The 26,204-nt window shown below is 44.0% G+C and carries 32 protein-coding genes and 4 pseudogenes; 18 read left to right on the forward strand and 18 right to left on the reverse strand.

The window, feature by feature from the left end; all coding sequences use genetic code 11:
* Positions 1-142: 142 nt before the first annotated feature.
* The 4 genes from DW039_RS20980 (at position 143) to DW039_RS17195 (ending at position 1,559) form a co-directional block, all read left to right on the forward strand.
* Positions 143-343: a hypothetical protein gene (locus tag DW039_RS20980; RefSeq protein WP_007564649.1), complete on the forward strand. Its 201-nt coding sequence runs from the start codon at positions 143-145 to the stop codon at positions 341-343.
* Positions 344-540: 197 nt separating this feature from the next.
* Positions 541-795 (forward strand): hypothetical protein, encoded by a 255-nt coding sequence (locus tag DW039_RS17185; protein WP_005868768.1) that lies wholly within the window; start codon positions 541-543, stop codon positions 793-795.
* Between the two features lie 45 nt (positions 796-840).
* The gene (locus DW039_RS17190) at positions 841-1,167 is read left to right on the forward strand and encodes a hypothetical protein (RefSeq protein WP_005868769.1); all 327 of its coding nucleotides are present in this window, start codon (positions 841-843) and stop codon (positions 1,165-1,167) included.
* 14 nt (positions 1,168-1,181) lie between these two features.
* Positions 1,182-1,559, forward strand: a complete 378-nt coding sequence (locus tag DW039_RS17195) for a hypothetical protein (RefSeq protein WP_005868770.1) — start codon at positions 1,182-1,184, stop codon at positions 1,557-1,559.
* 61 nt (positions 1,560-1,620) lie between these two features.
* Here DW039_RS17195 and DW039_RS17200 read toward each other — a convergent pair whose 3' ends face one another.
* From DW039_RS17200 to DW039_RS17220, 5 genes are all read right to left on the reverse strand, one after another.
* Positions 1,621-1,893, reverse strand: a complete 273-nt coding sequence (locus DW039_RS17200; RefSeq protein ID WP_005868772.1) for a hypothetical protein — start codon at positions 1,891-1,893, stop codon at positions 1,621-1,623.
* Positions 1,894-1,905: 12 nt separating this feature from the next.
* Positions 1,906-2,190, reverse strand: coding sequence for an HU family DNA-binding protein (locus DW039_RS17205; RefSeq protein ID WP_005868774.1), 285 nt, complete (start codon positions 2,188-2,190; stop codon positions 1,906-1,908).
* Positions 2,191-2,289: 99 nt separating this feature from the next.
* Complete coding sequence (locus tag DW039_RS17210) at positions 2,290-2,688, reverse strand: hypothetical protein (protein ID WP_005868776.1); 399 nt, start codon at positions 2,686-2,688, stop codon at positions 2,290-2,292.
* A 49-nt stretch (positions 2,689-2,737) separates the two neighbouring features.
* Positions 2,738-3,058, reverse strand: coding sequence for a type II toxin-antitoxin system PemK/MazF family toxin (locus DW039_RS17215; protein ID WP_005868777.1), 321 nt, complete (start codon positions 3,056-3,058; stop codon positions 2,738-2,740).
* Positions 3,052-3,300: an AbrB/MazE/SpoVT family DNA-binding domain-containing protein gene (locus DW039_RS17220; RefSeq protein ID WP_005868778.1), complete on the reverse strand. Its 249-nt coding sequence runs from the start codon at positions 3,298-3,300 to the stop codon at positions 3,052-3,054. Before DW039_RS17220 ends, DW039_RS17215 begins: the two co-directional genes overlap by 7 nt.
* A gap of 433 nt (positions 3,301-3,733) precedes the next feature.
* Here DW039_RS17220 and DW039_RS17225 point away from each other — a divergent pair.
* From DW039_RS17225 to DW039_RS17240, 3 genes and pseudogenes are all read left to right on the forward strand, one after another.
* A pseudogene (locus DW039_RS17225) lies at positions 3,734-4,586 on the forward strand (virulence RhuM family protein).
* Positions 4,587-4,602: 16 nt separating this feature from the next.
* Positions 4,603-4,932 (forward strand): hypothetical protein, encoded by a 330-nt coding sequence (locus DW039_RS17235; RefSeq protein WP_005868780.1) that lies wholly within the window; start codon positions 4,603-4,605, stop codon positions 4,930-4,932.
* A gap of 41 nt (positions 4,933-4,973) precedes the next feature.
* Entirely contained in the window at positions 4,974-5,570 is a 597-nt protein-coding gene (locus DW039_RS17240; RefSeq protein WP_005868781.1) for a recombinase family protein, read from the forward strand.
* 112 nt (positions 5,571-5,682) lie between these two features.
* On the opposite strand, the gene DW039_RS17245 is transcribed toward DW039_RS17240, so the two are convergent.
* From DW039_RS17245 to DW039_RS17270, 5 genes are all read right to left on the reverse strand, one after another.
* Positions 5,683-6,081, reverse strand: a complete 399-nt coding sequence (locus DW039_RS17245; RefSeq protein WP_005868782.1) for a hypothetical protein — start codon at positions 6,079-6,081, stop codon at positions 5,683-5,685.
* Positions 6,082-6,429: 348 nt separating this feature from the next.
* Positions 6,430-6,840, reverse strand: a complete 411-nt coding sequence (locus DW039_RS17250) for a hypothetical protein (RefSeq protein WP_005868783.1) — start codon at positions 6,838-6,840, stop codon at positions 6,430-6,432.
* Between the two features lie 185 nt (positions 6,841-7,025).
* Positions 7,026-7,643, reverse strand: coding sequence for a RadC family protein (locus DW039_RS17260; protein ID WP_243635047.1), 618 nt, complete (start codon positions 7,641-7,643; stop codon positions 7,026-7,028).
* Between the two features lie 881 nt (positions 7,644-8,524).
* Positions 8,525-9,733: a hypothetical protein gene (locus tag DW039_RS17265; protein ID WP_005868786.1), complete on the reverse strand. Its 1,209-nt coding sequence runs from the start codon at positions 9,731-9,733 to the stop codon at positions 8,525-8,527.
* Positions 9,734-9,936: 203 nt separating this feature from the next.
* A complete protein-coding gene (locus DW039_RS17270; protein WP_224201638.1) occupies positions 9,937-10,110 on the reverse strand; it encodes a hypothetical protein in 174 nt (57 codons plus the stop codon).
* On the opposite strand from DW039_RS17270, the pseudogene DW039_RS17275 reads away from it, so the two are divergent.
* The 3 genes and pseudogenes from DW039_RS17275 to DW039_RS17290 all read left to right on the forward strand — a co-directional run.
* Positions 10,092-11,351: pseudogene (locus DW039_RS17275) on the forward strand (IS1380 family transposase); the annotation flags it as partial. The gene DW039_RS17270 and the pseudogene DW039_RS17275 overlap by 19 nt on opposite strands.
* A gap of 114 nt (positions 11,352-11,465) precedes the next feature.
* On the forward strand, positions 11,466-11,858 hold the full coding sequence (locus tag DW039_RS17285; protein ID WP_005868789.1) for a MobC family plasmid mobilization relaxosome protein: 393 nt from the start codon (positions 11,466-11,468) through the stop codon (positions 11,856-11,858).
* On the forward strand, positions 11,855-12,802 hold the full coding sequence (locus DW039_RS17290) for a relaxase/mobilization nuclease domain-containing protein (RefSeq protein ID WP_005868790.1): 948 nt from the start codon (positions 11,855-11,857) through the stop codon (positions 12,800-12,802). The genes DW039_RS17285 and DW039_RS17290 overlap by 4 nt, the downstream gene beginning before the upstream one ends.
* Before the next feature lie 21 nt (positions 12,803-12,823).
* Here DW039_RS17290 and DW039_RS17295 read toward each other — a convergent pair whose 3' ends face one another.
* Positions 12,824-13,483, reverse strand: a complete 660-nt coding sequence (locus tag DW039_RS17295) for an AraC family transcriptional regulator (protein WP_004329304.1) — start codon at positions 13,481-13,483, stop codon at positions 12,824-12,826.
* 62 nt (positions 13,484-13,545) lie between these two features.
* Between DW039_RS17295 and DW039_RS20985 the strand changes: the two genes are divergently transcribed.
* Positions 13,546-13,695: a hypothetical protein gene (locus tag DW039_RS20985; RefSeq protein WP_004329303.1), complete on the forward strand. Its 150-nt coding sequence runs from the start codon at positions 13,546-13,548 to the stop codon at positions 13,693-13,695.
* Between the two features lie 47 nt (positions 13,696-13,742).
* On the opposite strand, the gene DW039_RS17300 is transcribed toward DW039_RS20985, so the two are convergent.
* Positions 13,743-14,642, reverse strand: coding sequence for an AraC family transcriptional regulator (locus DW039_RS17300; RefSeq protein WP_004329302.1), 900 nt, complete (start codon positions 14,640-14,642; stop codon positions 13,743-13,745).
* A 130-nt stretch (positions 14,643-14,772) separates the two neighbouring features.
* Between DW039_RS17300 and DW039_RS17305 the strand changes: the two genes are divergently transcribed.
* The 4 genes and pseudogenes from DW039_RS17305 to DW039_RS17320 all read left to right on the forward strand — a co-directional run.
* The gene (locus DW039_RS17305) at positions 14,773-15,549 is read left to right on the forward strand and encodes an MBL fold metallo-hydrolase (RefSeq protein WP_004329300.1); all 777 of its coding nucleotides are present in this window, start codon (positions 14,773-14,775) and stop codon (positions 15,547-15,549) included.
* Entirely contained in the window at positions 15,546-16,214 is a 669-nt protein-coding gene (locus DW039_RS17310; protein ID WP_004329299.1) for a radical SAM mobile pair protein A, read from the forward strand. The genes DW039_RS17305 and DW039_RS17310 overlap by 4 nt, the downstream gene beginning before the upstream one ends.
* Positions 16,211-17,086, forward strand: a complete 876-nt coding sequence (locus DW039_RS17315; protein WP_004329298.1) for a radical SAM mobile pair protein B — start codon at positions 16,211-16,213, stop codon at positions 17,084-17,086. The genes DW039_RS17310 and DW039_RS17315 overlap by 4 nt, the downstream gene beginning before the upstream one ends.
* Positions 17,087-17,578: pseudogene (locus tag DW039_RS17320) on the forward strand (sensor histidine kinase); the annotation flags it as partial.
* A gap of 274 nt (positions 17,579-17,852) precedes the next feature.
* Here DW039_RS17320 and DW039_RS17325 read toward each other — a convergent pair.
* The 3 genes from DW039_RS17325 to DW039_RS17335 form a co-directional block, all read right to left on the reverse strand.
* On the reverse strand, positions 17,853-18,491 hold the full coding sequence (locus DW039_RS17325; protein ID WP_007564634.1) for a recombinase family protein: 639 nt from the start codon (positions 18,489-18,491) through the stop codon (positions 17,853-17,855).
* Between the two features lie 241 nt (positions 18,492-18,732).
* A complete protein-coding gene (locus tag DW039_RS17330; RefSeq protein ID WP_007564633.1) occupies positions 18,733-19,569 on the reverse strand; it encodes a virulence RhuM family protein in 837 nt (278 codons plus the stop codon).
* A gap of 3 nt (positions 19,570-19,572) precedes the next feature.
* Positions 19,573-19,902 carry a hypothetical protein gene (locus DW039_RS17335; protein WP_007564632.1) on the reverse strand — a complete coding sequence of 110 codons (330 nt, stop codon included), beginning with the start codon at positions 19,900-19,902 and terminating at the stop codon, positions 19,573-19,575.
* A 286-nt stretch (positions 19,903-20,188) separates the two neighbouring features.
* On the opposite strand from DW039_RS17335, the pseudogene DW039_RS17340 reads away from it, so the two are divergent.
* Positions 20,189-20,948: pseudogene (locus DW039_RS17340) on the forward strand (ParA family protein).
* Positions 20,949-20,952: 4 nt separating this feature from the next.
* Positions 20,953-21,210: a hypothetical protein gene (locus DW039_RS17345; RefSeq protein ID WP_005648607.1), complete on the forward strand. Its 258-nt coding sequence runs from the start codon at positions 20,953-20,955 to the stop codon at positions 21,208-21,210.
* Between the two features lie 188 nt (positions 21,211-21,398).
* Here DW039_RS17345 and DW039_RS17350 read toward each other — a convergent pair whose 3' ends face one another.
* The 3 genes from DW039_RS17350 to DW039_RS17360 all read right to left on the reverse strand — a co-directional run bounded on the left by DW039_RS17350 (position 21,399) and on the right by DW039_RS17360 (position 24,793).
* On the reverse strand, positions 21,399-22,535 hold the full coding sequence (locus DW039_RS17350; RefSeq protein ID WP_181993396.1) for a fimbrillin family protein: 1,137 nt from the start codon (positions 22,533-22,535) through the stop codon (positions 21,399-21,401).
* A 108-nt stretch (positions 22,536-22,643) separates the two neighbouring features.
* Positions 22,644-23,564: a DUF5119 domain-containing protein gene (locus tag DW039_RS17355; RefSeq protein ID WP_007564613.1), complete on the reverse strand. Its 921-nt coding sequence runs from the start codon at positions 23,562-23,564 to the stop codon at positions 22,644-22,646.
* Positions 23,561-24,793, reverse strand: coding sequence for a DUF3575 domain-containing protein (locus DW039_RS17360; RefSeq protein WP_117853909.1), 1,233 nt, complete (start codon positions 24,791-24,793; stop codon positions 23,561-23,563). Before DW039_RS17360 ends, DW039_RS17355 begins: the two co-directional genes overlap by 4 nt.
* Positions 24,794-25,097: 304 nt before the next feature.
* On the opposite strand from DW039_RS17360, the gene DW039_RS17365 reads away from it, so the two are divergent.
* Positions 25,098-26,156 carry a LuxR C-terminal-related transcriptional regulator gene (locus DW039_RS17365; RefSeq protein ID WP_007564609.1) on the forward strand — a complete coding sequence of 353 codons (1,059 nt, stop codon included), beginning with the start codon at positions 25,098-25,100 and terminating at the stop codon, positions 26,154-26,156.
* The last annotated feature ends 48 nt before the right edge of the window (positions 26,157-26,204 follow it).

The following is a 26,204-nucleotide window of genomic DNA, read 5'->3' on the forward strand; positions in this document are numbered from 1 at the left end:
GGAACTCTTTCGTATCCATCCACCGAAATAAATTTGCCGTTCAAAAACAAAGGGTCTCAGATGGGGCTATGAAAAACGCACATTAAGGGAGGCAGAAAACTAGGAAAAGGGCAGTACGGAAAGTAAAACAAGCCATACGGTTTTGCCTGCAAAACCGTATTCCTATCTCCCTGCCACAAGTGGCAGGGGGGAACGGGTTAGCAACGGACTGCCGGGACAAACGGTAAAAGGACGGGGCTGCAATACGGAAGAAGGAGGTTGTTTCGGCAATGCCGAAGCTCCGGATGATGACCATTGCAATCCCGCCCACGTTTGGAACTTCTCTTTTCTGGTTTGCCCATAATCAGCCGCATAGCGGATGACTACGGGTAAACCGGAAATGAGAACAGTCATTCCGATGAAGGGGAGGGTGGGAAAGAATACTGCGTGAACGCAAAAACACAGTATGTCATCTTAAAACAATATCTTTAAAAAGTTTTTCAGAAGAAATGCTTACCAATATCCTAATAATTATTACTTTTGATAACATAATACAACGATATGGAAAAGAAAAAGATTACAATAGAGGTAGAACCAGCTACAGCCGTAGCTACCGTCGGTTTATTGCGTGGGATATTTCCCAGTATCATCGAACAACTGGAAAGGCAAGCCGCAACAAACGGCAGCCCCTTAAAATTCAATAAAGTAGAAAATATGCAAGAAGTATTGGATGAGATTTATGAAAAGTGCATTGCCGAAACGAACCTCCGGGAGTTTGCCCAGGCGCACTTAAATAGTGACGGATTACCTAACTGATACAGAAATACGGAATCTGCCAGCCATCCTTATTCCAAATAACAAATGGTACAGAATTACACACCTGTCATGTGGGATGACAAAGCATTTGCCTTTGTCCCCTACGAAGCATTCAGTGATTTGCCACATTATCCCAAAGAAAAATGTGAGCAAATTTGCAAAGAGCTGAACAGCCTTATAAGACTATGTACTTATAGGCCGAAAAAGGAAGATATTTATTTTCATCCGGTAAGTTATGTACGTCGTTCCGGAGGTTTCATAGTTACGGATAATCAGGCATCCTTTGAGAAATGCCCCTATCCTGCTTGCGCAGACCGTCATAGCTGCCAAAAAATATGTGATTTGATGAACCGTATCATTGAAGAGTCTTAATTATATAAAATACCATGGAACATCCAAACTCCAAATGCAGAATAGCACAAGCTGAATATTTAAGTCGGCTACCTGAAGAAGAACGGGAAAATAAGGCCAGAGATATTAGAATCGGAAACGCCAGCTATATTTACCACCAACAAGCGGTTCCAATCCAAGAAAACAGATTGATAATGTATTATAAAGAGTGGTTGGAAGGTCTTCCTCCCAACATTTCACGCCATATGAGAATGCTTGGATTTGAAGCATGTAAGACAATGATTCCGTTTACGAGATATGTGAACGAAAGAAACGATATTGGTATGCGTGACTGGATGCAAGAGCATCTTTCACCGAGTGACTTCAACTATTGGCAGGAACTTTCGAAAAAAGCAGGTTCGCCAACATTTTAATCCCATCCCGTTCAATACGCTGCCTGAAGAATAAAAGGTGCGTATTAAACGAGAATATTTTTTAGCGTTTAGTCATCTCTTCCCGCACCAGTTCCGTTTCTGTCGGGGAGAGTTTCGGCAATTTGACAGTTGCCGGACTTTCTAACTGGTAAGCCTTCACCTCATTGATAAGCAGCTGCCAGTCAAAAAGAAATTCTTCGGAACAACCATGTTTACGATAAATTTCTTTTGCTGCTTCCAAAATCTCAGGAGCGCAAAAATCGTCTCCCTGAAAGACAACTGCCGGACGATCATTATTGATACAGTCTCTCAATAATCGTAACTGATCTTTCATTGTGTTTACCTATTATGCGTTCTGTTGTTTTACCATTTTCAAAAATTCGTCAGACGGTTTAAATGCCGGTATGTTATGAGCCGGAATAATCATAGTAGTATTCTTAGAGATATTCCGAGCTGTCTTTTGCGCTCTCTTCTTCACTATGAAACTACCGAATCCACGAAGATAGACATTTTCCTCCTTACCCAACGAAGTCTTTACCTCGTTCATGAATCCTTCCAAAACAGCAAGCACCGCTTTGCCGTCGATGCCGGTTCTGGCAGATATTTCCTTTACGATTTCCGATTTAGTCATTTCTTTATAATTTGAAAATTAGCGTGCAAAGATAATTAATCCAATGGATTATTTAAAGTCTGGCATCCGCAGCAAGCCCTGCCTTCGCCCAATGAAGTGTTAAATTGTTGCGTATGGGTCAAGTTCCTTAATCCGCTTACACAAATAATCAAAGCGTTTCTTGGTAAGCGGTGTGAGTGTATCGAGGTTCTTGCCATCGAAATTCTCTCCGAAAATAAGGTCGTCCACTCCTATGCCGTGATTGTAATTCTCGCGCACGCAATCACGCAGAATCCAAAGGTTATGCAGGTTCACCCAGTCGGCTGTAATGTTTCTGATTTTACTGAACAGCAGCGCAGCAGTGTAAAGGTAGTGTCCGCAATGGTTGTAGTCATGCAACACCAGCTTGCCCTGGTAATAGATGTCGAAATCCTTGTTTTCTTCATCTTCCTTTGTATCGCAGTAGAAGAATGGAATGTCTTTCAGACCGTCCCAATTAATATAAGTAGTTGGCTTCATAATATCTTTTTTGAATACGCTACATAACCTGTTATTTGCACACTTTCCATTATTCACAGAACATTTGATGAAACACTTCCTTCAGTCTTTTTATCTCACTGAAATTCAAATCTCCAATCTTTCTTTTCAGCCGGCTTTTGTCCACCGTGCGAATCTGATCCGTGGCTATCTCCCCATCACGCCCGGCTACAGAACACAGAACCCGGTAAGGATAGTTCCTTATGGTGGAGGTTATCGGAGCAATGACTACTATTGTAAGGTACATATTCAAATCTGAAGGAGTTACAACAACACATGGCCGTGTCTTTGCCATTTCACCCCCACGGGTAGGGTCTAACTCTACCCAATACACTCCATACTGTTCTACCATGTCCAATCCTCAAACTTTTCATCCTCAAACACATCAGGGATAAGCAACTCATCATCCCCATTCTCATGGGCACGTTTGGCAGCTTCCGCCCATCCCTGCCGTGGTTGTGCCTTTATCACAATATTGTTCCCGTCCAAAGAAATGCTCACAGCCGATTTCAAGGACAAACGCAACTGTTTCAATATCTCGGAAGGAAGTATTATCCCCTTGCTGTTTCCAATCTGAATAATGTTTGTTACCATAATGTTATAACTTTAAAATTGATTATCACAACACAAATATAGACAAAGTTATAACAATACCAAAAGAAAAGCCAACTTTTTTCCATTTTCACCGATAACCCGGCCAACGGCTGCACTCGTCGGGAGGCTAGTGCCCCCCTTGCCGTGCGGCGCTCCCCGACCTATGATTCTTATCATGTCTTGTGTCCTTTTCTCCGCTTCTAACAAACAAATCTGCATAAAATATAGATTTGCGTTTCCATTTGAATTTTAGTTATTTGATACCCTAACTATGAATAGCAAACAGATAACTGATTTTTAAAACAGCAGAATGTTTCTGTTTTATTAAAATAAAAAGGGAACAAATTTTTAAGGTAATACTTACGGAAAAAACAGACTTTATAACGTTTCTTTTTCGTACATTTGCAACAATATAATAAAAGCGAAACATATAATGGAGAAGCAAGGAGAAATCATACTATACCAACCGGATGAAGCTGTAAGGTTGGAAGTACGTTTAGAAGATGAAACCGTTTGGCTCACACAAGCGCAGATAGCAGAACTTTTTCAACGTGACAGAACCGTTATTACCAAACATATAAATAATGTTTTTAAGGAAAAGGAATTGGAAGAGAAAAGCAATGTGCATTTTTTGCACATTGCTAATTCCGATAAGCCTGTCAAGTTCTTTAGTCTAGACGTAATAATTTCAGTTGGATACAGAGTTAAAAGCGTAAGAGGTACGCAATTCAGGCAATGGGCAAATAAAATTTTAAAAGAATATTTATTGAAAGGTTATTCTATAAACCAACGGCTCAATGACATGGAATATAGAATGAACAATAGATTCTTCCAAATAGAGAAAACCATTGCTGAACATGATGCAAAGATAGACTTCTTTGTACGCACCTCATTGCCTCCGGTGGAAGGTATATTCTTTGACGGTCAGATATTCGATGCGTATAAGTTTGCTACAGATTTAATAAAGTCTGCCAAATGCTCACTTGTGCTTATCGACAACTATGTAGATGAATCCGTGTTACTCATGTTGAGCAAACGAAACAGTGGAGTATCAGCTACTATTTATACACAAAATAAACGCACAGCTCCAACTTGATTTAAACAAACACAATGACCAATATCCTCCCATTGAAGCTAGAACCTACAAAAGTAGTCATGACCGCTTCTTAATCATTGATAATACGGAAGTATATCATATTGGGGCATCGCTAAAGGATTTGGGCAAGAAAATGTTTGCTTTCTCCAAACTGGAACTTCCTGCCCATACGATAATTGATGTATTATGAAATAAGCTAATCACCCATGCGAGAAGCGGAAGAGAATATAAAATTCAAGATGGAAATTGACGTATTGGTTCCCATTCCACGTACTGTCACCCGTGATTTCACCAGTTTGAAGCACCTGCGTCAATGGCAGAAACGGAATGACATCGATGGTTCTCTTTACTGTTTTGCACACCGGGAATACCTGCTCAACGAAAAGGGAGAATGGGAACAATTTACCGTTATCGGCAAACAGGTAGTGACTATCGGAGAACTGGAAAGGCTTCTTTTGGCAATGAAGCAAAAGGGGTTCAACCAATACAGCCGTGAGGAATATGAAGAATTAATGTCTTCATATTTGAAAAAGTGAAGAATTAAAACCTTCATTACACATTTAAATACGAAAACAGGATGAAAATAGGATATGCCCGTGTTTCCACCAAGGAACAACATCTGGATATGCAACTGGAAGCGTTGAAGGCTGCCGGATGCGAGAAAATCTTCTCTGAGAAAATGACCGGACGTCAACAAAACCGCCCGGAACTGGATGCCTGCCTGAGCTTTCTCCGGGAAGGCGACACACTTGTCGTATATAAGCTGGACCGGCTTGGCCGTTCGCTGAAGAATATCCTTACGCTATTGGAAGATTTCAAGAATAGGGGCATCCAATTCACCTCACTGCAAGACAACATCAGTACGGAAGGCGCAATCGGCCAACTGATGAACAACATTCTCGGTGCTTTCGCTCAGTTTGAAAGAGACCTTATCTATGAGAGAACCCAAGAAGGCAGAAGAATCGCCAAGGAAAAAGGTGTCAAATTCGGCAGAAAGACACTTATCAACAAAAACAACATCGCCAAGCAGAAAAGCTGCATCCAACTCTATGAATCCGGAACGCCGGTAAGGGAGATACAGAAAATATTAAACATAGGCAGTAGCGGAACAGTATATCGCCTATTAAGAAGGAATGGAATTGCGCTGAAATCCGAGAACAAAAATAACAAATAACGAATAAACCTCTGCCCATCCTTCAAAGATGATTCTCAAAGATCGTCTGCAATTCCACCTCTCAGCAAGATTATAGGAAAGTCCCCTTCACGGGGACTGATTTTTTTTAATTTTAATACAATAACTCCATGCACTCCTGTACCGCTTTTTCCAATGCTTCTTCCAAACAACAAAAAGCGTCCGCATTACTTTCGGAGTCATACAACACATAATCTCCAGCCCTCACAACCACATGCCAGACCGCCACGTTTTGTTCTGTTTGAAACGTATATTCACGAGTCTGTATCATCCATTGGATACATGCTGCCAGTGTCGGGCACTCGCACATATACATCGGGGTATTCCTTCCCTCAATATCGGTGCGTAGCCTATCCTGTTTGTCATACCAATACTCACAAGGCACGTAATAGTATAATTCCTTCATCATAAGAGCTGTGTCGCTATTAACCAATCTCTCTTTGTTGATTTGTGTAATCAAATTTTCCATATTAGCATTATTTAAGTTGAACATCTGATTTATTCTTCAGCTAGATTCAAGACCTTTTCATTTTTTGTATCGGGAAGGTCTTTGGTCAGCCGACCTTTTTTTTGATGTCATTCCCCATCTGAGTTCTGAGCCTTTTTTCGGCATATCAAGGTCTGGATTGCAAGCAATAAGCCAAGTTTCACTTATGGAAAATGTCGGGAAGACACTTCTTCATCGTTATTTTCCATACAGTAAAGGCGCATGGCCGTAACTTGCCATTTGCGGAATCCCGAAACCTTTGCCGAGCAAAAAGCCGGACTCGGATCGGAGGAAAGAAGCCGGGGGAGGCAGCCCACAGAAAGGGCAATCCGATACAATCAAGAAATTAACCTGCTATACCCTTGTGCGAGTGAAATAATCCATCATAGACACTACATACCTAAGTAGTGGTATCAATACACCGATCACATATATCATAGCGTAGCCCAAAAGGACAAAAGGTAATGTTTTACGATAAAGACATGCAACAGCGAGCAATATAAACGAAAAAGAAAAGCCATAAACCCCATATTGAAAACCGGGTATCAACTCATAAACAGGTACGGGTTCCGGATGAAGCATGGCTCCGGCCACAATAGAATAAAGGCTGGTCAATAATATAAGCAGCGTATATAAGCAACTCTTAAGAATCCTGGGATCATTCCTTTTACAATAGAGAATCGTTCGGATATCACTTCTAAGAAACTCAATGCCCAGTAAGAGAGCCACCATAACGCCTGTATCAAAAGTAGAAAATACATTCATTCCGATCACCTTTGGCGCGAAGATATGTATTTATTCTGAAAAGCCACGTCTTTGCGTATTTTACGATGTCGCATCCGATAGTCCGGGAAGCATTTTTTTGGTTCTTTTTTGGGGTGACTGCCAAAAAAGAACCCCGAAGCCGAAATCCCGGGCAGACGGGATTTCTCCCGTCCACCTTACCTATTTTACAATCTTCCCTCGTCCGCATAGCTATAATAGTTATTGCCTGCCACAATCACATGGTCAACCAAACGGATGTCTAATGTTTCAGCGGCTTTTTTAACTGCTTCCGTCAAGCGGTCATCCGCACTGCTGGGCTTGCGTGCTCCTGATGGGTGGTTATGTACCATGATAAAAGATACGGCGTTATAATACAATGCCTGCTTCATGATAACCCGTATATCCACAGGGGCGGTATTTATCCCGCCGCATGAGATACGGACTTTACGGATGAGTTTGGACGAACTGTTCAGCAACAGCACCCACATCTCTTCAGTAGCTATATCGCACAAAACAGGATGCATCATTTTATAAACATTATTGCTGGATAAAAGCGCAGGACTTTCAACTTGCCCTTCTTTCAGCCGTTTATATAGCTCAATCGCCGCATAAGCGACTTTTTTACGGCTGGGTGTTAGTGTTTCCAGTACATCAGACAAGCACAATCCTTCTATTTCCATCTGTTCATACTTATATTCTTCACGTTTCAGTTTCTCACTGTTCGTCAAGGTATAAATCAACTCGCTGTTTTCCATCACCCGATAAACGTCATTCACTTCAAATACGGTTCTCTTCGTTTTCATACTGCCAAAAATTAAAAGATTAATACTCGCAAACATCGCTTGTCGCCCCAACCATAAATTTTTCCTCAACTGATTGGGAACAGTGCATTGAAGAGAAAGCGGGAAAGACGGATCAGAACGGGATTGAACTGGTAAATACTACCTCCCGGAATGGGAGGATGGAGATTTGGCTTTTCAATATCGGGCGTTCCGGCCACGCCTACCTTCGCAATGTTCCTATCAGTTCAGGAAAAAATCATCATACCTCTCTTCCGGCATAGCCGGAGCGTAGAGCGTTAGGGATAGCAGGGAAAAGCCTGGAGGGTAACGAGGACTTGCAACGAATAGCCCGGTCAGAAGGGAACGCCCTGAAAAACTAATTCGGATACAGAAGATGAACAGAACCGCCTTCCAATCATATAAAAAAACGTGAAAATCAACACATACTTCCGAAAAATCTTTTTCCGAAAGTACGTATAGGGCATGTGAAGGGAAAATTTATTTTCCCAGTCATTTCTATGTTATCGCTTTGGGGATATTTAAAGGGGTTAGGAGTTTAGGTCTTTATTATGTATTTTGGTGGATGGTTTTACACAGCCGATACCTTTTATTTAAAAATTTCTCTCTTTTATTTCACTGATATACCGACATATAAAAAAAACAGGGATTACCTATTCCCTTCATTAACGGGTGGACGGTTTTACACAGCTGACAAGTGAAACCGGACGCTTTTACACAACTAAAGCAAAAGGAGTGGACGGTTCTACACAACTAGAAGCAACAAACGGGACACTTCTACACAACTAAAACAGGCAAAGCGGATGACTCCACACATCTAATCACCCCAATAGGGACACTTCTACACAACTAATTCTATAAAAAACCGTGAAACGTGGACGGTTCTACACAGCTGGATCGTCCATGTTCACCGCCCCGTCCGTCTCCGGAGATATGAACTCTTCAGGAGCAGGAGCAACTTCCGTTCCATTGGCACTCTCCAACTCTTCCTGTGCCCATCCTTCCGGAAACCTGCCGAATACAGCCACGAAATCACTGATATATATCTGTTTTTTCTTTTCTACGCTTTCCGGGGAGTTTGCCCATAAAAGGAACTCTTTATACAGTCCGGCATCTTCCTCCACCTCTTTGATCTTCTTCCTCCTGACAGCCATATCCGTGTCCGGGTAGGCAATCTCGACATACAGCCCAAGCAGGTTCTTATAGAATTTCTTCACCACGACAGCATATTGTCCTTCATCAAAATAGTGCAGCGTATGCCTAGGAAACGAGAACAACACGGTATATGCCCATCTCTCATGATCGCCTTTCACAAAAGAGAAATTGAAATTGGTATATTTCAGGTAAGTATTCATCTTTTTCAGTATCGAGGCGACCTTCTTTTTCCGGTCTTTGGGTTCGGCAATCTCTATGCCGAGCTTTTTAGCCAGCTGATCGACTGTCAGCACATAAAAAGGAGCCTCATTCTTGGTGGTCTTATACTTGATCAGGTAAACCATCTTGGAAAGTTCCAGATAGAAATAGCGGTAACGGCTGGGCAGGCTACGGTAATCCTGAAGTTCCAAGAGGTTATAGAGCGAGAACATGAAATTCTTTATCTCCGGGCTTACCACTGCCGAGTACAGCCTTTTCGTTGACTTCTTCGTCTTGAAATCGGTCATTATGTCGAAACGTTTCAAGATCTGCACGAAATTATAGGATGTACGGCCATCCTCGCCAATGGTCGGATAGCAGAGGTTCTCCAATCCCAGTTTATAGAGAGCCGCCTCAAAAACCGTCTCGATAGGATGGCTGATTCTCTGTCCTGCCGTGTCGGTACATACATATTCCGGCTGCATATTCTTTCCGAACATGGCCGCGAGCTGCCGGCTATCCAGCTTGCGCTGCAAGTTGGTACGGTCATACCCCATCTTACGGCAGAAGTCTTCTACGGAGAACCAGGAAGTCCCGAACAAGTCTTTGAGGTGATAGCTGCCCAGGTATATGATCAGATCGAGCATGACATTTCCACCTGCCTCATACAACCGTTCAATCAGCACGGAATTATAGCTTTCCCCAAGCACCCTAGGGACACGAATCAGTTCTTTTGCCATGATAATACTTACAAAATCAATCCTTTCTCTGTTTTCATTGCCACAAAGATAGGCATACCGGCCAACATACGCGTCATAATTATCAATCAGTTTTAACGGTATGACCGGTATGGGAAAAGGAGAAGTACTTTCCTGAAGAATGCTTTATCCGCCCTTCATCAGAAAGAAAGCATCTTACACCTGTACCCCATAGACATCCTATATTACTTTTTCAGTTCTTCCGATAAAAAGGAACGGTCTATCAATACTTGCACCAATGGTTTCTCTTTGACAAACTCATCAAGCTCACGCTTTATCAATTTATTGCCCAACCCTATGCGTCGTCCAAATTCCTCGAAATCCTTCCGCCCTACCTGATGAGCAATTTGACTCCACATTGTCATCTGTAATCGACTCAACCCTCGGTCTAAGGTGTAGATCGTTAGGTTATCAGTACAGCGAAATCATCCGTTCTCTCATGAGTATCTACTTCTGTGGTGGCTCATGTATTGAGGATGTCACTACTCATTTGATGAACCATCTCTCGCTTCATCCGACACTTCATACTTGTAGTTCTGATACTATCCTCAGAGCGATAAAGGAACTGACGCAAGAAAACATCTCATACACATCAGATACGGGTAAGAACTACGATTTCAACACGGCTGACACTCTCAATACTTTACTGCTCAATTGTATGTTTGCATCTGACCAACTGAAAGAGGGTGAGAAGTATGATGCAAAGCCTACATACAAGAAGTTCTCTGGTTATCGCCCTGGCGTGGCGGTTATTGGTGACTTGATTGTTGGCATTGAGAATAGCGATGGTAACACAAAAGTTCCATTTCATGGCACGTTTTCTCGCCATGGCAGAGCTTAAGTAAACTTAGCTCTGCTCATCTGGCTTAACGAAAACCTTCGTTTTCATCAGAAGGACACGCTGAAGAGGTTCTTTGAGAGATTTGAACAGAACAGGCTCACTATCAATCGTTTCAGAGCTGATTGCGGATCATGTTCCGAGGAAATCGTGGAGGAAATAGAGAAACACTGCAAGTCCTTCTATATCCGCACTAACCGCTGCAGTTCGCTCTACAATGACATATTTGCTCTCAGAGGCTGGAAGACTGAGGAAATCAATGGCATTGAGTTTGAATTGAACTCTATCCTTGTTGAGAAGTGGAAGGGTAAAGCATACCGACTTGTGATTCAAAGACAGAAACGGATGGATGGTGTGCAGGATCTTTGGGAAGGAGAATACACATACCGTTGTATCCTGACTAACGACTATGAATCTTCCGTAAGAGAAATTGTCGAGTTCTATAACCTTCGTGGAGGAAAGGAACGTATCTTTGATGATATGAACAATGGTTTCGGGTGGGACAGATTGCCCAAATCCTTCATGGCCGAGAACACTGTGTTCCTTCTTCTTACAGCACTTATCCGTAACTTCTACAAGGCCATTATCCAAAGACTTGACGTAAAGAGGTTCGGACTCAATGCAACAAGTCGCATAAAAGCGTTTGTCTTCAGGTTTATCTCTGTACCAGCCAAGTGGATCAGGACATCAAGGCGGTATGTGCTGAATATCTATACCTGTAACAATGCTTACGCAGATATTTTTCAGACTGATTTTGGATAACGCCTACAACTTATGGGTATGATACTGCGTATTGTCTCAAGTCGCATTGTGGGGTAAGGGGATGTTGTAGGCAGAAGTGGGTGTTTCTGCCTCAATTTATCTGATAATTCAGTAATGAGAGGACGTGTACACGCAAGAAGGACGTTGAAGGGCTTAGTTGCGGATTTGAGGCAGGTAAGAAAATACAAAGAATTAACAGCAACCGAGAAACTGAAATACCGTATCGCAGTGAAAATGACGGCAGCCGACTACTTCCGCCTGCTGACACGATCGCATGAGGCGGGCGTATCACCAAGCGAGTACATGAGGGAATGTTTCCGTAACGGTCATGTGAAAGAACGGCTGTCGGAGGAACATGCCGGATACATCCGCCAACTCTGCGGCATGGCTAACAATCTCAACCAGCTTGCGCGTAAGGCAAACGCCGGAGGCTTCCACGATGAACGGTGGGACTGCAAGGTGGCAGTGGCAAGGATTCATGAACTTATAACCAAGATAGGGATATGATGGCGAAAATCGTAAAAGGAAGCGACTTCAAGGGTGCGGTGGATTACATCATCGACAAGAAGAAGGATACGCAGATAGTAGCAAGCGAAGGCTTGTTTATGGAAAATCTGGAAACTATCGCCATGAGTTTCAATGCCCAGTCACGGATGAACGATAAGGTGACAAAACCTGTCGGACATATCGCGTTGAGTTTTTCCAAAGAGGATGAGTTACGGCTGACGAACCGTATCATGGCAGGCATCGCGCTTGAATATATGGAACGGATGGGAATCAAGAATACGCAGTTCTTCATCGCCCAGCATTTCGACAAGGAGCATCCGCACGTGCATATTGCTTTCAACCGCATAGACAACAACGGCAATACCATATCGGACAGGCACGAGCGTCTGCGCAGTACCCGCATCTGCAAGGAATTGACCTTGAAATACGGCTTGCATATGGCTGGCGGAAAGGACAATGTCAAACGCAACCGCCTGAAAGAGCCAGACAGGACGAAATATGCGCTTTACGACATCATCAAAATGGAAGTCGGCAGATGCGGCAACTGGAACGTGCTTATCGCCAACCTGAAACGGCAGGGAGTGGAAGTACATTTCAAGCATAAGGGGCAGACCAGCGAGGTGCAGGGTGTTGTATTCTCCATGAATGGCTACCATTTCAACGGCTCCAAAGTGGACAGGCGTTTCAGTTATTCCAAGATTGACGCGGCTTTGCAGCACAACAGATGCAGGGAACGTATGGGAATAACAGCCGGAATATATGAAACGGCTACACCAAGCGCACCGTCCGGCACGGCACAAAGCGAGTTGTTCAACGGCTCTTGGGGATTGCTAAAAAGCAGTGGCTCATCTTATAACACTGCTGATGCGGAAGCCAATCAGGAAATGGTGGATATACTTCGCAGAAGGAAGAAAGTTAAGCGCAAGAGAGGTGTTGGGTTCTAATATTCTGTACTAATCCAATTCTCACGACACTTGCGCTCTATATTCATTCGGAGTGTAACCTACCTCTTTCTTGAACAGTCGGGTAAAATGTTGCGGGTACTGAAAACCGAGATTATAGGCGATTTCATTAACGGTGTCGTCTGTAGATGCAAGTTCCGTCTTGGCTATTTCAATAGACTTGTCATGAATGAAATGCAGGGCGGTTGAACCTGTTTCTTTTTTCAATAAATCACTGAAATAGTTGGGCGAGAGGCAGAGCTTGTCTGCACAATACTGTACAGTGGGCAAGCCTATCCGTTTAGCAGCCCCATCATGGAAGTATTCGTCAAGCAACCGCTCAAATCTTGCGAGGATGTCTCGGTTTTGGTTGTCGCGTGTGATGAACTGACGGTCATAGAAACGTGTGCAGTAATCAAGGAACGTCTTGATGCTGTCTGTGATGAGGTTCTTGCTGTGACGGTGTATCGGATGGTTCAATTCATATTGAATCTTGTGGAAGCAATCCATGATGATTTGCCGTTCTTCCACACTAAGGTGCAATGCCTCGTTTGTCTCGTAGGAAAAGAACGAATATTCACGCATTATCCGCCCGAGAGGTGTATTCCGCAGCAGGTCGGGATGGAACATAAGCAGGTAGCCATCTGGTTGGAACTGCATGCCGTCATCTTCCGCACCGAACACCTGTCCGGGCGCGATAAATATCAGTGTGCATAATTATTCCTAAGTCTGTGAAACCGGAACGCATGAAGCAGAATCTCGACATATTAGACTTCACCCTGTCGGCCGACGACATGGCACGGATAAAGACGCTGGATACCGACAAGCCTTTCTTACTCGGCTCGCACGAAGATCCAGAAATCGTAAAATGGTTCATGCAGTACAAAAACGCCTGAACATCAACAACCATATTTCGATAGCCGCTATCGACTATATTAAGAAGTTATTCGTATATGCCTTTATTGTAATCCGTCATGTACTGAGTAAATGTTTTGCCTGTTTGCTGTTTGAAGAAGCGCATGAGATGGCTCGGATCAGAGAAATTGAAATCATCCGCCATTTCACTGACAGTGCGGTTGGAGAATAGCAATTCGTTCTTCAGTTCCTCAAGCAGACGTTGTTTTATCAAATGGGTAGCTGATACTCCGAATTGGGCTTTTACTGAGTTATTGAGTGTGATGCGACTGACATGAAGCATGTCTGCATATTCCTGCACCCGCTGGTGGGTGCGGATATTCTGTTCCAACAAGTCCTTGAACCGAAAAGCGAAATTGTTTTTAGCAATTTCAGCGGGCAAGCAATAGGCGGCAGCGTATGTACGATTGATAATCAGCAAAAGATAATATAGTAAGGAAACAATGATATTGTACGTATCGGACACTGGATTCATCAGCTCATACTTAATCTTTCCGAGCAGCCGCATATATTCCTTCATTTCGTCATGTGTGGCATTGATGTAAGGCGGCGTATCTGTCTGGTAACAATACAAAAGGCGAAAAACGAAGAACTTGTCGGCGATAAAAGTACGCATGAAATCTTCGCGGAATATAAGGAACGTGTAATCCAACGCCGTCTCATCTACATGCCACTCTTGTTGCTGATGGGGTGAAAGCAGGAGAACCATGCCGTCGCGCAGTTCAATCTTGCGGAAGTTCAGTAGCAAATATCCGTTTGCCTTACGGAAAAAGTAGAAGCTGAAGAAGTCTGTCTTAAACCGCTTGTTTTCTGTCAGCACAAGTCCGATGTCCTTGTTTATGGCAGTATTGATGTAAAAATCCACGCCGCAGCGTGTCTTGTTGAACGGTACGCTGACCAGTCGATCAGGGTTGATTATCTCGTCCATATCCTTGTCGTTTTTGCAAAGATAATAATTTCATTTATCAAAATGGCATAATTACCGTTTTTTCAGGCATAGATGTTTCGCCGGATTCTTCCGAACTTTGCACCCGTAATCAATAACAAGACATATAGTCATGAAAAAGACATCTACAGTACAATTGGTGCGCAATGCCACCTTGAAAATCAGGTATGCGGGACACACCATGCTAATTGACCCCGTTTTAGCCGACAAAGGCACTTTGATATCGGCCCTCGGTGTGAATAAAACACCGAGGGTACACCTCACCATTCCTATTCAGGATATTATCGGAGGCGTGGACATGGTGCTCCTGACCCACAATCACATCGACCATTACGAGCCGAGTGTCCCCACACATTTGCCCAAAGAAATTCCTTTCTACGTTCAGCCCCAGGACGCGGACGCCATCAGAAACGACGGATTTACAAATGTGATACCCATCGAAGAAATAAAAACAATAGACGGCATATCCATTTACCGCACGACCGGACATCATGGTTTCGGGCAGATCGGGCAGATGATGGGACCTGTATCAGGTTATGTGCTAAAAGCCGAGGGCTTCCCGACCGTTTATATAATGGGTGACTGCCGATGGGAAGCATGTATCCGAGACACCGTGGAACGGTTCAATCCTGACTATATCGTGGTAAACTCCGGAGGTGCAATCTTTCCCGAATTTTCCAAAACGGACGGTCCTATCATCCCCGACGAGAACGAAGTGATGCAGATACTTGACGAATTGCCTTCGCATATCAAGCTGATAGCCGTACACATGGATGCCATCGACCATTGCCAGACCACCCGTGCAATTCTGCGCAATGAGGCAACGCATCACGAAGCCGACATGAGCCGGCTGATTATCCCGGAGGACGGAGAAACAGTTGTGTTATGAGTGTCTGCATTAAATCCCTGATAAAAAACATGAACATAGTGGTAGGGTGCACTATAGGATGCCCTTACTGCTATGCCCGTAACAACTGCCGCCGTTTCCACATTACCGACGACTTTTCCGTGCCTGAATACATGGAACGAAAACTGCGCATCATCGATACGTCCCGTCCTCATGTGTGGCTCATGACAGGAATGAGCGATTTCTCCGATTGGAAGCCTGAATGGAACGCAGAAATTTTCGAGCGGATCAGCAGCAATCCCCAGCACGCCTATATCTTTCTGACGAAGCGCCCTGACAAAATCAGTTTCTCCTCTGACGACGAGAACGTATGGATGGGCGTGACCGTTACGCGCAGTTCCGAGAAAAGGAGGATTGATGATTTGAAAAAGAATATCAAAGCACGACACTACCATGTCACGTTTGAACCTCTCTTCGATGATATCGGCGAGATTGATTTCGAGGGAATTGACTGGATTGTCATAGGCACAGAGACCGGAAACCGAAAAGGAAAGTCATATTCGCGCCCCGAATGGGTGCTTAGCATTGCAGAACAGGCAAAGGCTCATGGCATACCGGTGTTCATGAAAGAGGATTTGCTGCCGATTATGGGCGACGAAAGAATGATTCAGGAATTGCCGGAACAATTTACCAGACGAATACAATGAATATGGATACAATAAAGGAAATAGATGTAAAGAGTGTAATGACCAAATCCTCTCTGCCGGTGGGAGGATATTCGGTCAACCCTTATGTAGGGTGTCCCCACGCCTGCAGGTATTGCTACGCATCGTTCATGAAACGGTTCACCGGGCACACCGAGCCGTGGGGTACGTTTTTAGATGTAAAAAACTGGAAGCCGATAACGAATCCTCATAAATACGACGGTGAACGTGTTGTAATAGGGTCTGTGACGGACGGTTACAATCCGTATGAAGAAGAATTCCACCGTACCCGAAGGCTGCTCGAAGAGCTGCGAGGAAGCGATGCCGAGATTATGATATGCACAAAGTCCGATCTTGTCCTTCGCGATCTCGACCTGTTGAAGAGTTTTCCCAAAGTGACTGTGTCATGGTCTGTCAATACGCTCGACGAGCAGTTCTGCGCAGATATGGACAACGCCGTAAGCATTGAACGCCGTCTGAAAGCGATGCGTCAGACATACGAGGCAGGTATCCGCACCGTATGCTTCGTCTCGCCCATATTCCCCAGAATAACAGACGTAAAGGCAATAATAGAGGAGGTAAAAGATTATGCTGATTTAATCTGGCTTGAAAACCTGAATTTACGCGGGCAGTTCAAAGGCGGGATAATGACGTATATCCGTGAGAAGTATCCTGACCTCATACCGCTTTACGAGGAAATTTACAATAAAAAAAGGCTTGAATACTGGCAGGCATTGGAGCAGGACATTTCAAATTACGCCAAGGAGCAGGGCTTCCCGTATCGTATAAACGATCTGCCATACGGACGCTCGGAAAAAGGCAAACCTGTCATCGTAAACTACTTCTACCACGAAAAAATACGATTGACAAAATGAGGCTATGCCGGACTGATGCAGAAAAGTTGTAGCGCGGATAAAAGCACCATGTATGTGGATAATATCCGGCAATCTTCCGAGCGTATGCGGGAGATGCTCAACACGCTGCTGGATTTCTTCCGTCTGGACAACGGCAAGGAGCAACCCAACCTTTCCCCTTGCAGGATTTCCGCAATCACGCATATTCTTGAAACGGAGTTCATGCCCATTGCCATGAACAAGGGGCTGACTTTGATAGTGGAGAGCCACACCGATGCGGTGGTTTTGACCGACAAGGAACGTATCCTGCAAATCGGCAACAACTTGTTGTCAAACGCCATCAAGTTCACGGATAACGGTAGTGTATCATTGGCAGCGGATTATGATAACGGTTTGCTGAAACTTATCGTTGAAGATACCGGTACGGGCATGACCGAAGATGAGCAACAACGAGTATTCGGTGCATTTGAACGTCTTTCAAATGCCGCCGCAAAAGACGGCTTCGGATTAGGCTTCCTGCAACCAGCCGTTATCCAACAGCCGGGTTAAATGCGTCCTCCCTATCTCGGCCGTCCCTTGCAGGACGACACAGCGGTCTTTCTCCTGGAGCTTTCTTAATTCCTCCAGTGAAGCCGCCATTTTCTCCGCCATTGTTGCCATAACCGTTTTTATTTAGATTCTGATTATTTTCGTGCAAATACTCGTTTTTAGACACGTGTAAATACTCGTTTTTAATTATGTGCATTTACTCGTATTTGTTGCAAAAATACAATATTTGTTCCGATAATCAGCTACTAATGAAGTCTTTTTTTACTTGTTGTATCGTCGAAACGGCCTTTCCCGTGAGCTTCGCCACGTTCCGGATCGAGTAGCCTTTCTTTAACAAGGCGATCGCCTCCCGGTATTCCTCTTTCCTCTGTTCGGCCGTTTTCCGGCTTCCCGGCTTCCGTCCCAGCCTGCCCCCTTTCTGGATGTACAACTCCCGTCCGCTATTAAGGCGGTCGATGATCCCCTGGCGTTCGATCGCGGCCAGTTCCCCCAACAGGGTAGTGATCAGAGAGGACAAGGGGTTTACCGTCTTGTCCGGCCGTAACGTTTCCAGGTTCAGGTTTTGAATATACACGCATATTTTATGCGTGTGCAGCGTATCGAGTGACTTTAGGATCTCCAGGGTTGAACGCCCCAGGCGTGAGATCTCGGTCAGCAACAACATATCCACCCGGTTCTGCGGATCTGTGCAGTATTCCAGGCAACGGCTTAAAACCGGGCGTTCGATATTGGCCTTTCGTCCGCTTATCTTTTCCTCAAAGACCGCCGTCACCTCGTACCCCCGTCCGGCTGCGAACCTCTCCAGATCGACAACCTGCCGTTCGGTCGATTGCCTGGCCGACTGCGAGCTTACACGTGAATAAATAACCACATTCATCCCTTTTGCTTTTGTTCTTCCTTATCTATTGTTTTAATCACCTTATCCACCTCTTTCAAGGAGGCATTATTTCCGGATCTATCCAAAAAAGAAATTCGCTAATTAACCTATAATTACTATCTTTGCATTGTAATGCTTGGTAAAGCCTCTGTTATCAAAACACGTAACCAAGTCAAGGATATACCCGTTCATCAAGAACGGGTTTTTCTTTTGCGACAGCCCATTCATAAGACAAAGGATATTATAACAGGTCAGTAATCACAGCCGCCGGAATATCCAGCTTTGAGAAAGCGAACATCTTTTTCCCCAGATCCTTTAACGAGGCTCCGATATGGTACACGTCCGTTTCATCAACGATCAGGAAACGGTCGTGACTGTCCCGGTACGTCCTGATGTCGATAGGTGGGTACTGGCTGTTATGCCTGTCAAGATCAAGTTGGAGTTGCTGCGTGATACGCTGGGTGTAAATGGTGGCCGAGACACCGACGCTGCGTTTACTCAACATGAGCAAAACCGTTTCGTCCACATAGTTGTCGATAAGCACGATCGAACGCCTGGCCGACTTTACCAGATCGGTAGCGAACTTGTACGCATCGAAAATCTGGCCGTTATAAAAAATGCCTTCGACCGGGGGCAAGGCAGTACGCACAAAAAAATCTATCTTCTCGGTATGTTGAGCGACAGTCCTTTCAAGTTCTGACAAACGTTTATTAATGGAATACCCTTTTAAAAGATAGTCCTTTAAAACCTTATTCGCCCATTGCCTAAATAAAATACCTCTTTTACTATTGACACGAAACCCAATGGATATGATCGCATCCAAATTGTAATAAGTCAGATTGCGCATCACTTGCCGTTTGCCTTCCTGTCGAACTGTTCGGAAATCCCGAACAGTTGAACTTTCCTCTAATTCTTTCTGATCATATATGTTTTTTATATGCTCGCTTATATTTGCTTTGCTGGATTGAAAAAGATCCACAATTTGCGCCTGTGTCAGCCAAACGGTTTCATCTTCCAGCCTCACTTCCAACTTGACCGCTTCATCCGGCTGGTATAATATGATTTCTCCCTGTTCCATTACTTATTTACCTTTTCTTAATTCATCAAGCCTCTGCATCGCACCGCTGAACTTCTCACTAAACATCATATCATCGGGCAAAACAAACCAGGTGGGAATACCTCTCGACTGTGGATTACCTATACATTCATCTTGCCCGTTCTGTTTGCGGTAATCGTCCCATTCACTATAAGCGATGTTCCAACGAATACCTAATTTATAGGTATTTTCCCATTTAATAATAGCCAGTGAATAGGCCGGATCATCTTTGCCGTCATAAATCACTTCTACAACTTCAACCATCCCTTTAGGGGAATTTATAAACTTCGGATTTTTATACGAATAAGTGCTCATGTCTTTTATTTTTTATTTATAGCACACAAAGATACTCAAAAACAAATATATACATATATACATACGTATGATTAACGTATAAAAACATTTATGGTTATTCTAATCTTTGATTAATTCCGGTACAGAAACAAAACGTACCGAAAGGTGGAAACCGGATTTATTTCGGTACGCTTCCCCGATCGGCACAAAAAACACGCAAAAAACGAAAAATACTACTTTTAGTATTTTAGTATATTAGTTTTTGACTATATTTGCGGACATGACAACCATTTAAAAAACTGAATTTATGAGCAAAGCAAAAGTAATCTCCGTATTGAATCACAAAGGGGGAGTAGGAAAGACTACAACCACGATCAACCTGGGCGGCGCGTTACGTCAAAAAGGGTACAAGGTTCTTTTGATCGACCTTGACGGACAAGCCAACCTGACCGAATCGCTGGGCTTCTCCGCGGAGCTTCCCCAAACGATCTACGGTGCGATGAAAGGCGAATACGACCTGCCGATCTACGAGCATAAGGGCGGTCTTAGCGTCGTTCCCTCCTGCCTGGATCTCTCGGCCGTTGAAACGGAGTTAATCAACGAGGCCGGGCGGGAACTTATCTTAGCCCACCTTATCAAGGGCCAAAAGGAAAAATTCGATTATATCCTGATCGACTGCCCCCCCCTCGCTGTCGCTGCTCACGCTTAACGCACTGACGGCCTCGGATCGGTTGATTATCCCGGTTCAGGCTCAATTCCTGGCAATGCGTGGAATGGCCAAACTTATGCAGGTCGTCCACAAGGTGCAGCAACGTTTGAACTCGGATCTTTCGATAGCCGGGGTTCTGATAACCCAGTACGACGGAAGAAAGAACCTGAACAAGAGCGTTTCGGAACTGGTACAGGAAACATTCCAGGGCAAAGTGTTCAGCACCCATATACGCAACGCCATTACGCTGGCCGAAGCCCCGACACAAGGGCAGGATATTTTTCACTATGCCCCCAAATCTGCCGGGGCAGAGGACTACGAAAAGGTATGTAACGAACTGCTAACAGAAATAAAGTAACCATATGGCAAAGAAGAACGATTTAAAAAACAGTATGTCGGCCGGGCTGACCGGGGGATTAGACAGCCTGATCCAATCCACGGCCGGGCAAAAAGAGGCTCAAAAGCCGAAGAAAGCGAAAACCGTGCATTGTAATTTTGTCATGGACGAAACCTATCACCAGAACTTAAAGCTGATCGCGATCCGCAAAGGCGATTCGCTAAAATCGGTATTGCAAGAGGCTATATCTGACTACTTGGATAAAAACAGTTCCCTGCTATAACAGCGTATCGGGAATATACAGGGCAAACACTCCACAAAAGAAATTCTCCAGGAAAAAGGTACGCAAAAAGCACCCCTACACATCAAAAAGTATATTGAAAATGCGATTCCCTATAAAGAACCCGTTGGCGGGATTAATCTTGCGTATGTTTAACCTGCCAACGGGTACGATATTGATAAACTTTTTGTTTAAGGTTTAACGTTTACGTTGCTATTTGCATCAACCCATTCTGTTGTCTCTGCATTAAACTGGATCGGATTCAACACAGCCTCTCCCTGATCAGTATAACCACCACCGAAAATCAACGTGTAGATATGACGCTTGCCCGCTACCCATGTATCTCCGAACGGAACATAAATTGTTCCGTAACTATCTGCTGAACCCAACAGATAACCTCCGGACTGCTGGATTTTGCAGGTGATCGACAGGTAACATTGATGCGCACCGTCGGCTTTTATCTTGGTATTGGTGGCTTCTTCGGAAACTTTCCATGCTGTCAGCTTCTGTGGTATATTCAGCATAGGAGTTTTTTCGGAAATATCGGTAGCTGTGGTATTACTATTGACCTCGATGGATTTGCCTTGCACTACGGTAATAAAACCTCCTCCTGTAGAGCTTTCAGGCCAATCACCCACAGCCCAACTTCCCGTTCCATCGGCTGTCGCAGGCAATGTGTAGACGCCGCCCATTTTTACATTAAAAATCTTGATGTCCTTTATATTCACCTGCATGTTATCGTATTCGGTCTTTGCTTTGAATACGACCTGTGACAGAATATGCTTGAAGTTAAATTTCACTACTCCGTTGTTCTTGTCTTTTGTCTGGCCTTTGGCTATGGCATACATCACGTCGTAGTTTTCATGAGCATTGATACCAGATCCATACTCATCGGAGCAGGAATAAGTTATCTTTTGAGTATCCTTGGTGGCTTCCCACATATAACTCCACTGCATGGCTTCATCAACCGTTCCGGGATTGAACGCGTAAAAGTCCAAAGGCTCGGTAGGCCAATAACGAAGATCGCCCGCATTTTTATAATCCCACTTATTATCTTTGTACACGATATTCACTCCGTCATGTCCAAATTCCGTGTCGACCTTTCCCATGAAGGCAGTACCATCCGCCGTAAAAGCGAACACGTCGAAATCGGTGTTCTTCAAGTTGGTGTTGGTAGTAGGGGTAGCCCTCGTTTCCGCCGCATTACTTAACACGTTAAAACCAATCGCATTTCGTGAGGAGGTTTCCACATTCGCAATCTCCTCGTCTGAGCAACCCATGAGTAGTGCTCCAAAGATTGCCCAAAGCATTACTGTACTTTTTTTCATAAATAAAAATAAATTAAATTGATACATATAATTAATAAACTCGATTACTTAATAGTTGACATAGCGTTTACCCGGCATCCAATCCGCACTGAAAACTCAAATATCCGTTTATAACACTATATCCACATTCACATCATCCCAATCATCAACGTCCACATCAAATCCCGCACCGTCACTTCCCGGCTCGAATGGTACCTCATAATCAAAATTCAACACCAGATGCACATCACCGACATGCCCCGCTACCGGGACATCATGCACTTGGTCGCTCACGTCCTGTTCCAATACAGACATGCTGCCGGAACGGTTCTTGAGATACAGCCGGAAAACATTGGGCTCTCCTTCAAGTGCGGAATGTCCAAACGTATAGAATCCGCCTATAATCTGATTCCGTGAAACCATTCCATCAAAGAGCAGGCTCTCCGAAAGACCGGCGGGCAAACTGTCGCCGGACATGTTAAGCGAGCCGGACATGCCGGAAAGAGCGGCCCGCAAATCCGCCACCCTATCCAGTCCCCGAAGACCGTTCACCTCATACGTGTAGTGACATACCATGTTTACGGGAGTTAGCCGTACTATCTCCGCGCTTCCTCCCGGAATGTCCTTGAGGATAACTCCGTCTATATGGTCGCCACACAGCCAGGGTGGGGTGACAGCCATTGTCCGGTTATCCGGTGACCGAACATCACGCGTATCGGCAGTAAAAAGCGTGTAACTGCCGTTTCCTTTCCAAACCATCCCGTCGGTATCGTAGTTGAAGCAAATTACCCGGTAATCATTCTCGGGGAGCTCCACTTCCCCCCCCTCTCCTCCGGGGAAATCAAATATCCACGTGTTGCTTTCATCATCGGTCGGATAAAATACGACCCTCATGCCTTCAGGCTTGTCATGATTGGAAATCTTGGTCCAGTCGAATATTACCCGCACCGTGGCAAAGTGCGGATGATCGTAACATAAATCCTTATGCTCACAAGCCGTCAGTCCTATCCATAAAAATATGAACACCAGACTAAAGCGTATCCGTATCACTGCCTGCCTCCTTTCTTCCGGCTATAATTCCCCCGCCCGATCAACCACACCAAAGAGATACCCGCCTTGGTCGGGCCGAACCAGCGGCGGTTTTTAGTGGTCTGCCATACATAGTGACCGTCCAAAGGGATGTACTCCTTGTACGATCCTCCAAGGTAGCCGATTCCCAACGTGAAATCCACATTGAACCGATGTCCCACAGGTAACGAGTAGCCGTAAGCCACGCCTCCCCCGTAACTCCATTTATCCCCCAAGTAACCTTTCCCACCCAATTCGAAATCATAGGTGACGATCTGCCCGTACAATCCGACATGATGCCCGGAAAACGGTTTTTCCACCGCTCTCCGACCGAACCAGCGGCGCAACTCCACATCTCCCCCATAGATACGCCAATAATTATGCTTCCGATCACTTTTCCACCAGGCATACATCCAATTCCCGGCCACAGACCAGTTCTTCCCCAAACAGAACTCAACCCCGATGTCAGGTATCAAAACAGCGTCATAAAGCAAGTTTGTTTTCACCGCCATGCAAAACGGCCGTTTCTTTACCGGAGCTATGACGGTAACGGTATCACGGATGCACAACGTATCACGTGTATGTATATATACCGTATCTCTGACGGGATTTATCGGATCACTATCATAGCATATTTTCACCATCGACGAACGAAGTTTCGGAAAATGGAATTTATACAAATATGAGTATGGCCTCCCCCCTTTCAGTCTTTTCAGTTCTCCCCCCCAATAAGGGCTGTCCTGGTTTTCCAAACGTACGATCTTCTCCAACAAACGAAGGACATCCTCCCTCTCCGGAACATTCACATCCGCTCTCACCATCGTTATAAGTCCGTTCCAGTCACTTCCCGAAAAATGAAAATCCCTCTCCAATACCGGAATCTTTATATAAGGTGATATATACCGCCACAAAACCTCTGCTCGTTTTTCAGACAGCCTTCCATTCAACAGCCCCCCTCCTTCCGGGGAAGCTCCTCCTATTATTTGAATTTTCCTGATAAGACGGACGGAGTCGTTCAATGCGGAACAGATTTTAGCAAACCGCTCCATCTCGTTCCCATTGTCAAGTAAACATGTATCTATATTTACCTTTCCTTGATGAAAATAGATCCTTACCGAATCACGCTTCTCCTGAGCGGATATTTCTCCGCTTATACTCAACACGAGCACGAACAATACACATTTAATATAAAAAAAACATCTTTTCGTCATTTAATCATTTGTTAATATGACAATCCAAACCCAGGCTTTTACACCCCCTGAATTTCAACCGCTAAAGATATGCACTTATAAACCAACCTCCAAAGCAAAAAACAAGTATTTTAAACTTATAAATACTTAAAAAGACAACCACACAACAGCTACAACACTTACCACAGCAGCCAATCACGCTTACACAACAATTAAAAACACTTAACATCATAAAGAAAAGTACTTAAACATACAAAAAAAAAAAAAAAAACAGTTATTTTTGCAGGAAACATTATACTTAATAACACTTAAAACAATAAAACACATGAAAATCAGCACAAAAGCCGCTACTTTTCTAAGTTCAATAAAAACTCAAACTTACGACAAAAAAGAAAGAGAAATGATAATAACGTATCAACAAAAACGTGTCTTTCATCTATCCCTGCTCATGCTGGCCTTATGCGCACCCATATACATATATTCAGTTCCATTTCCTAATGAACAGTTTTATTATATTAACAGCGTATTATTCCTGTTTATCATTATGTGCACTCTCGCTTATTTTAAAAAGAGAGTAAATCTGACCACGACCTTTTCCATTATACTGATAGCCATACATATCGAGATTTTTATCGAAATAATTTATTGCTCAATATGTAGCGGATATGAATATAGTTATCAAAGAGCATTGATAATGAGTAACATTAGTATCTCTCTCTTATTTACCATGCTTTCCATCTGTGCCTATATGAGTAATATCTCCATCCTATTGTCCTCCCTTACCATAGCTTCCTATACAATCTGCACACTTATCACCGACGAACCGTTCCTATACAGTTATCTGCCTTTGATCATCATCATATACACCATGATCCCCTTATTAGGAAGATCCTTACACAGTAATATCAGCAGCTTGCTAAAAAGTAGCAACTTGCTAAAAGAGGAAGAGGAAATGCTTTTGAAACGTCTCCAAATGAAAAAGGAAGAACTATTCGCGTTCGCCGAGTTGTTAAGCGAGAATAACCCGGAAGAAAAGACAAGCTCCCTGTTAAGCATAATAGGGGAACAATCCAAAGAAAATCTTTTTACAGCCCTTGCCGCATACCAGAAAAAGGAAAAAAGTAAACTTGATACAATCAGGAGAATATATCCCAATTTATCCCCGTCCGAATTAAACATCTGCCGTTTAATACTGCAAGACAAGACCGTCAGCCAAATATGCGAATTATTACATCGGAGTAGCGGAAACATAACCAGCCAACGAGCGAACATACGTGCCAAACTCGGACTGAAAAAAAGCGACAATTTAAAAGAAGCATTACAAGAACGCATGAGGCTGTATGAAGAAGAACACCGGCAAGAGGACTTTTCAGCCATGCGTTAGGGATTGCAGAGTAAAGCCCACAGCCTTTAGGCGAGGACTTGCAACGGA

Origin of the sequence: Bacteroides sp. AF39-16AC, assembly GCF_003602735.1 — a bacterium.
Lineage (GTDB): Bacteria > Bacteroidota > Bacteroidia > Bacteroidales > Bacteroidaceae > Bacteroides > Bacteroides uniformis.

Excerpts from the sequence above, each read along its gene's own strand:
- DW039_RS17200 (WP_005868772.1), bottom strand. The coding sequence starts at position 1,893 with ATGAAAGATCAGTTACGATTATTGAGAGACTGTATCAATAATGATCGT.
- DW039_RS17285 (WP_005868789.1), top strand. The coding sequence starts at position 11,466 with ATGAGAGGACGTGTACACGCAAGAAGGACGTTGAAGGGCTTAGTTGCG.
- DW039_RS17330 (WP_007564633.1), bottom strand. The coding sequence starts at position 19,569 with ATGGAACAGGGAGAAATCATATTATACCAGCCGGATGAAGCGGTCAAG.
- DW039_RS17210 (WP_005868776.1), bottom strand. The coding sequence starts at position 2,688 with ATGAAGCCAACTACTTATATTAATTGGGACGGTCTGAAAGACATTCCA.
- DW039_RS17270 (WP_224201638.1), bottom strand. The coding sequence starts at position 10,110 with ATGTGGAGTCAAATTGCTCATCAGGTAGGGCGGAAGGATTTCGAGGAA.
- DW039_RS17365 (WP_007564609.1), top strand. The coding sequence starts at position 25,098 with ATGAAAATCAGCACAAAAGCCGCTACTTTTCTAAGTTCAATAAAAACT.
- DW039_RS17185 (WP_005868768.1), top strand. The coding sequence starts at position 541 with ATGGAAAAGAAAAAGATTACAATAGAGGTAGAACCAGCTACAGCCGTA.
- DW039_RS17220 (WP_005868778.1), bottom strand. The coding sequence starts at position 3,300 with ATGGTAACAAACATTATTCAGATTGGAAACAGCAAGGGGATAATACTT.
- DW039_RS17190 (WP_005868769.1), top strand. The coding sequence starts at position 841 with ATGGTACAGAATTACACACCTGTCATGTGGGATGACAAAGCATTTGCC.
- DW039_RS17310 (WP_004329299.1), top strand. The coding sequence starts at position 15,546 with ATGAGTGTCTGCATTAAATCCCTGATAAAAAACATGAACATAGTGGTA.
- DW039_RS17215 (WP_005868777.1), bottom strand. The coding sequence starts at position 3,058 with ATGGTAGAACAGTATGGAGTGTATTGGGTAGAGTTAGACCCTACCCGT.
- DW039_RS17290 (WP_005868790.1), top strand. The coding sequence starts at position 11,855 with ATGATGGCGAAAATCGTAAAAGGAAGCGACTTCAAGGGTGCGGTGGAT.
- DW039_RS17265 (WP_005868786.1), bottom strand. The coding sequence starts at position 9,733 with ATGGCAAAAGAACTGATTCGTGTCCCTAGGGTGCTTGGGGAAAGCTAT.
- DW039_RS17345 (WP_005648607.1), top strand. The coding sequence starts at position 20,953 with ATGGCAAAGAAGAACGATTTAAAAAACAGTATGTCGGCCGGGCTGACC.
- DW039_RS17205 (WP_005868774.1), bottom strand. The coding sequence starts at position 2,190 with ATGACTAAATCGGAAATCGTAAAGGAAATATCTGCCAGAACCGGCATC.
- DW039_RS17245 (WP_005868782.1), bottom strand. The coding sequence starts at position 6,081 with ATGTTCAACTTAAATAATGCTAATATGGAAAATTTGATTACACAAATC.
- DW039_RS17350 (WP_181993396.1), bottom strand. The coding sequence starts at position 22,535 with ATGAAAAAAAGTACAGTAATGCTTTGGGCAATCTTTGGAGCACTACTC.
- DW039_RS17360 (WP_117853909.1), bottom strand. The coding sequence starts at position 24,793 with ATGACGAAAAGATGTTTTTTTTATATTAAATGTGTATTGTTCGTGCTC.
- DW039_RS17260 (WP_243635047.1), bottom strand. The coding sequence starts at position 7,643 with ATGAAAACGAAGAGAACCGTATTTGAAGTGAATGACGTTTATCGGGTG.
- DW039_RS17250 (WP_005868783.1), bottom strand. The coding sequence starts at position 6,840 with ATGAATGTATTTTCTACTTTTGATACAGGCGTTATGGTGGCTCTCTTA.
- DW039_RS17305 (WP_004329300.1), top strand. The coding sequence starts at position 14,773 with ATGAAAAAGACATCTACAGTACAATTGGTGCGCAATGCCACCTTGAAA.
- DW039_RS17300 (WP_004329302.1), bottom strand. The coding sequence starts at position 14,642 with ATGGACGAGATAATCAACCCTGATCGACTGGTCAGCGTACCGTTCAAC.
- DW039_RS17325 (WP_007564634.1), bottom strand. The coding sequence starts at position 18,491 with ATGAATGTGGTTATTTATTCACGTGTAAGCTCGCAGTCGGCCAGGCAA.
- DW039_RS17315 (WP_004329298.1), top strand. The coding sequence starts at position 16,211 with ATGAATATGGATACAATAAAGGAAATAGATGTAAAGAGTGTAATGACC.
- DW039_RS17240 (WP_005868781.1), top strand. The coding sequence starts at position 4,974 with ATGAAAATAGGATATGCCCGTGTTTCCACCAAGGAACAACATCTGGAT.
- DW039_RS17195 (WP_005868770.1), top strand. The coding sequence starts at position 1,182 with ATGGAACATCCAAACTCCAAATGCAGAATAGCACAAGCTGAATATTTA.
- DW039_RS20985 (WP_004329303.1), top strand. The coding sequence starts at position 13,546 with ATGAAGCAGAATCTCGACATATTAGACTTCACCCTGTCGGCCGACGAC.
- DW039_RS17335 (WP_007564632.1), bottom strand. The coding sequence starts at position 19,902 with ATGAGCACTTATTCGTATAAAAATCCGAAGTTTATAAATTCCCCTAAA.
- DW039_RS17235 (WP_005868780.1), top strand. The coding sequence starts at position 4,603 with ATGCGAGAAGCGGAAGAGAATATAAAATTCAAGATGGAAATTGACGTA.